We start from the raw sequence: 5,647 nt of genomic DNA, 5'->3' as shown, positions 1-5,647 counted from the left end.
TGGGTGTGTTGTTTGAGAACTCAACAGTGTGTCATTCATATGATGATGAATTAGTTTGTATGCCCTTTCGATTCTTCGTTTGGGTTTGCTAGTTGTTTTGTTTTGCTATGGGTATGGATTTTCCATGGTTTTCGATGGAGAGTTTGATCCTGGCTCAGGACGAACGCTGGCGGCGTGCTTAACACATGCAAGTCGAGCGGTAAGGCCCTTTCGGGGGTACACGAGCGGCGAACGGGTGAGTAACACGTGAGTAATCTGCCCTTCACTCGCGGATAAGCTTCGGAAACGGGGTCTAATACGCGATGTACACCGTCTCCTGCATGGGGGTTGGTGGAAAGTGTTTAGCGGTGGGGGATGTGCTCGCGGCCTATCAGCTTGTTGGTGGGGTAATGGCCTACCAAGGCGTCGACGGGTAGCCGGCCTGAGAGGGTGACCGGCCACACTGGGACTGAGACACGGCCCAGACTCCTACGGGAGGCAGCAGTGGGGAATATTGGACAATGGGCGGAAGCCTGATCCAGCAACGCCGCGTGAGGGATGACGGCCTTCGGGTTGTAAACCTCTTTCAGTGTCGACGAAGCCTCGTTTTGGCGGGGTGACGGTAGGCGCAGAAGAAGCACCGGCCAACTACGTGCCAGCAGCCGCGGTAATACGTAGGGTGCGAGCGTTGTCCGGAATTATTGGGCGTAAAGGGCTCGTAGGCGGTTTGTCGCGTCGGGAGTGAAAACACGGGGCTTAACTCTGTGCTTGCTTCCGATACGGGCAGACTAGAGGGATGCAGGGGAGAACGGAATTCCTGGTGTAGCGGTGGAATGCGCAGATATCAGGAGGAACACCGGTGGCGAAGGCGGTTCTCTGGGCATTACCTGACGCTGAGGAGCGAAAGTGTGGGGAGCGAACAGGATTAGATACCCTGGTAGTCCACACCGTAAACGTTGGGCGCTAGGTGTGGGATCCATTCCACGGGTTCCGTGCCGCAGCTAACGCATTAAGCGCCCCGCCTGGGGAGTACGGCCGCAAGGCTAAAACTCAAAGGAATTGACGGGGGCCCGCACAAGCGGCGGAGCATGCGGATTAATTCGATGCAACGCGAAGAACCTTACCTGGGTTTGACATGCACCGGGATGTGCCAGAGATGGTGCAGCTTTTGCTGGTGTGCAGGTGGTGCATGGCTGTCGTCAGCTCGTGTCGTGAGATGTTGGGTTAAGTCCCGCAACGAGCGCAACCCTCGTCGCATGTTGCCAGCAGCGCCTTCGGGTGGCTGGGGACTCATGCGAGACTGCCGGGGTCAACTCGGAGGAAGGTGGGGATGACGTCAAGTCATCATGCCCCTTATGTCCAGGGCTTCACGCATGCTACAATGGCCGGTACAGAGGGCTGCGATCCCGTGAGGGGGAGCGAATCCCAAAAAGCCGGTCTCAGTTCGGATTGGGGTCTGCAACTCGACCCCATGAAGTCGGAGTCGCTAGTAATCGCAGATCAGCAACGCTGCGGTGAATACGTTCCCGGGCCTTGTACACACCGCCCGTCACGTCATGAAAGTCGGCAACACCCGAAGCCGGTGGCCTAACCCTTGTGGGGGGAGCCGTCGAAGGTGGGGCTGGCGATTAGGACGAAGTCGTAACAAGGTAGCCGTACCGGAAGGTGCGGCTGGATCACCTCCTTTCTAAGGAGCATCACACGCGGTCCTGCGTGTCGGCGTCGAGTGGCGTCGGCCTACTACAGGGGGCCGCAGCTTCGAAGAATATGTGGAATCATCGTCGCTCCTGCCTGTTCGGGTGGGGGTCATGGGTGGCGCACTGTTGGGTCCTGAGGCAACACACGGTGCAGCGTTGAGCTGTGTTGGGTGGTGTTTCTGGCTCCTCGAGGTTTCGGGGGGTTTGCCTTCCACTGGCTGGTCGTCCCTGGTTGGGGCGGTTCGGGGTGGGTGGGTGTGGTGGTTGAGAACTGCAGAGTGGACGCGAGCATCTTGTTTTTTGTGATGTTTGTTCGAGTACACGCACTGGTCTGACGTGCGCGTGCCCCCTTTTCTTCGACTTGTCGTGGAGGGGGGTGTGGGTGTGTTGGGTTGGTGTGTTTGTTCTTGTGATTGTTGGTTGTTTTATTGTTTGTGGTGTTTCTCGTGGCGTGTGGCATCCTCCCGGTGCTGGTTTGGTCTTGTGCTGAGCTGGTGGCTGGGGGGTGTGGCAAGTTATGAGGGGCGCATGGTGGATGCCTTGGCACCGAGAGCCGATGAAGGACGTGGGAGCCTGCGATAAGCCCTGGGGAGCTGGCAACCGAGCTGTGATCCGGGGGTGTCCGAATGGGGAAACCCAGCACCAGTCATGTGGTGTTACCGCTGTCTGAATGAAATAGGGCAGTCGGAGGGAACGTGGGGAAGTGAAACATCTCAGTACCCATAGGAAGAGAAGACAATAGTGATTCCGTGAGTAGTGGCGAGCGAAAGCGGAACAGGCTAAACCTATCTGCGTGTGATACCCGGCAGGGGTTGCGTGGTGGGGGTTGTGGGGTCGTCTGACCGGTGCTGCCGTGCCGGTGCGGAGTGAGAAACTCATCGTGAGGTCGAAGTCGGTTGGGAAGCCGTGCCGTAGTGGGTGATAGTCCCGTAGGCGTAAGCGATGGGCTCCGTTGGACGTGTCCCCGAGTAGCGTGGGACTCGTGAAATCCTGCGTGAATCTGGCGGGACCACCCGTCAAGCCTAAATACTTCTTGGTGACCGATAGCGGACAAGTACCGTGAGGGAAAGGTGAAAAGTACCCCTGGCGGGGAGTGAAATAGTACCTGAAACCGTGCGCCTACAATCCGTCAGAGCCTTATGCCAGCTTGCTGGTGGGGGTGATGGCGTGCCTTTTGAAGAATGAGCCTGCGAGTCAGTGCTCGGTGGCGAGGTTAACCCGTGTGGGGTAGCCGTAGCGAAAGCGAGTCCGAAGAGGGCGTAGCCGGCTTGTCCGGTGTAGTCGCCGGGTCTGGACCCGAAGCGAAGTGATCTATCCATGGGCAGGTTGAAGCGTGGGTAAGACCGCGTGGAGGACCGAACCCACTTCAGTTGAAAATGGAGGGGATGACCTGTGGATAGGGGTGAAAGGCCAATCAAACTTCGTGATAGCTGGTTCTCCCCGAAATGCATTTAGGTGCAGCGTCGCGTGTTTCTTACGCCAGGTAGAGCACTGGATAGCCGATGGGCCCGACCAGGTTACTGACGTTAACCAAACTCCGAATGGGTGTAAGTGAGAGCGCGGCAGTGAGACTGCGGGGGATAAGCTCCGTGGTCGAGAGGGAAACAGCCCAGATCATCAGCTAAGGCCCCTAAGTGGTGACTCAGTGGAAAAGGATGTGGAGTTGCAGTGACAACCAGGAGGTTGGCTTGGAAGCAGCCATCCTTGAAAGAGTGCGTAATAGCTCACTGGTCAAGTGATTCCGCGCCGACAATGTAGCGGGGCTCAAGTCATCCGCCGAAGCTATGGCACTTGCACGCGCACTTGGATGTGCGGCCCGTGAGGGTATGTGTGGGTGGGTAGGGGAGCGTCGTGTGGGGGGTGAAGCAGCGGGGTGACCCAGCTGTGGACGCCACGCGAGTGAGAATGCAGGCATGAGTAGCGAATCACGTGTGAGAAACACGTGCGCCGATTGATCAAGGGTTCCAGGGTCAAGCTAATCTTCCCTGGGTAAGTCGGGACCTAAGGCGAGGCCGACAGGCGTAGTCGATGGACAACGGGTTGATATTCCCGTACCGGCGAAGTAGCGCCCATGACGAGGCCGGTGATGCTAAGTGCCCGAAGCCTCCAACACGTGGGTTCTCTTTCGAGAGTTCCTGCATGGGGGTGGAGCGCATGACCCGATCCGGTAGTAGTCAAGCGATGGGGTGACGCAGGTAGGTAGTCGATCCACAGCGATGGTTGTCTGTGGCCAAGGGTGTAGGGATCCTCCTAGGCAAATCCGGGAGGTGGCACTGCGAGTGCGGTCCTGAGACCTGATGGGGACCCCGTATGGGGGAAGTCGATGATCCTGTGCTGTCAAGAAAAACCTCTAGCGAGCTATGAGCCGCCCGTACCCCAAACCGACTCAGGTGATCAGGTAGAGAATACCGAGGCGATCGAGACAACCATGGTTAAGGAACTCGGCAAAATGCCCCCGTAACTTCGGGAGAAGGGGGGCCGGATCCGTGAACCACCTTGCGTGGGGTAGCGGTGATGGCCGCAGAGACCAGGCCCAAGCGACTGTTTACTAAAAACACAGGTCCGTGCGAAGTCGTAAGACGATGTATACGGACTGACTCCTGCCCGGTGCTGGAAGGTTAAGAGGACCTGTTAGGTGGTAACACCGAAGCGGAGAATTTAAGCCCCAGTAAACGGCGGTGGTAACTATAACCATCCTAAGGTAGCGAAATTCCTTGTCGGGTAAGTTCCGACCTGCACGAATGGAGTAACGACTTGGGCGCTGTCTCAACCGTGGACTCGGCGAAATTGCAGTACGAGTAAAGATGCTCGTTACGCGCGGCAGGACGGAAAGACCCCGGGACCTTTACTATAGTTTGGTATTGGTGTTTGGTCGCATTTGTGTAGGATAGGTGGGAGACTGTGAAGTCCACACGCCAGTGTGGGTGGAGTCGACGTTGAAATACCACTCTGATGTGACTAGATGTCTAACCTCGGTCCGTGATCCGGATCAGGGACAGTGCCTGATGGGTAGTTTAACTGGGGCGGTTGCCTCCTAAAATGTAACGGAGGCGCTCAAAGGTTCCCTCAGCCTGGTTGGCAATCAGGTGGCGAGTGTAAGTGCACAAGGGAGCTTGACTGTGAGACGGACGTGTCGAGCAGGGACGAAAGTCGGAACTAGTGATCCGGCGCTGGCAAGTGGAAGCGGCGTCGCTCAACGGATAAAAGGTACCCCGGGGATAACAGGCTGATCTTCCCCAAGAGTCCATATCGACGGGATGGTTTGGCACCTCGATGTCGGCTCGTCGCATCCTGGGGCCGGAGTAGGTCCCAAGGGTTGGGCTGTTCGCCCATTAAAGCGGCACGCGAGCTGGGTTTAGAACGTCGTGAGACAGTTCGGTCCCTATCCGCCGCGCGCGTTGGAAACTTGAGAAAGGCTGTCCCTAGTACGAGAGGACCGGGATGGACGAACCTCTGGTGTGCCAGTTGTCCCGCCAGGGGCACGGCTGGTTGGCTACGTTCGGGAGTGATAACCGCTGAATGCATCTAAGCGGGAAGCACGTTTCAAGATGAGGTTTCCCACCCCCTCGAGGGGGTAAGGCCCCCAGCAGACCACTGGGTTGATAGGCCGGAGGTGTACAGCAGTGATGCCCAGCCGACCGGTACTAATAGGCCGAGGACTTGCCACCCACCCGCCACGAGACCCACCACGAACGGTGAAATAACTCGACCGGCGATCACCAGGTGACAAGCCCGAACAACGCACGTAACAAGATCAGGCCACACGGCCACGCGTCCACTCTGCGGTATCTGAACCACTACACACCCGCGAGCACACACTGCTCGCAGGGGACAGGTTCACAGATGTCACGGCGGCCATAGCGGAGCGGGAAACACCCGGATCCATACCGAACCCGGAAGTTAAGCCCTCCAGCGCCGAAGGTACTGCAGTCGAGAGGCTGTGGGAGACTAGGACGCCGCCGGACTACTAC

Annotated in this window: 3 rRNA genes; all 3 read left to right on the top strand. The window is 57.7% G+C overall.

The features are described 5' to 3' along the window. Positions 1-131: 131 nt before the first annotated feature. The 3 genes from MJ876_RS21365 to rrf all read left to right on the top strand — a co-directional run bounded on the left by MJ876_RS21365 (position 132) and on the right by rrf (position 5,641). Positions 132-1,666 (top strand): 16S ribosomal RNA (locus tag MJ876_RS21365). A gap of 518 nt (positions 1,667-2,184) precedes the next feature. After that, a 23S ribosomal RNA gene (locus MJ876_RS21360) occupies positions 2,185-5,344 on the top strand. 179 nt (positions 5,345-5,523) lie between these two features. Beyond that, positions 5,524-5,641, top strand: a 5S ribosomal RNA gene (gene rrf, locus MJ876_RS21355). The 16S, 23S and 5S rRNA genes sit together here, the layout of an rRNA operon. Positions 5,642-5,647 lie beyond the last annotated feature (6 nt).

The organism is Nocardioides sp. CFH 31398 (assembly GCF_022436705.1).
Taxonomy (GTDB): domain Bacteria; phylum Actinomycetota; class Actinomycetes; order Propionibacteriales; family Nocardioidaceae; genus Nocardioides.
This window is presented reverse-complemented; position numbering and strand designations above follow the sequence as displayed.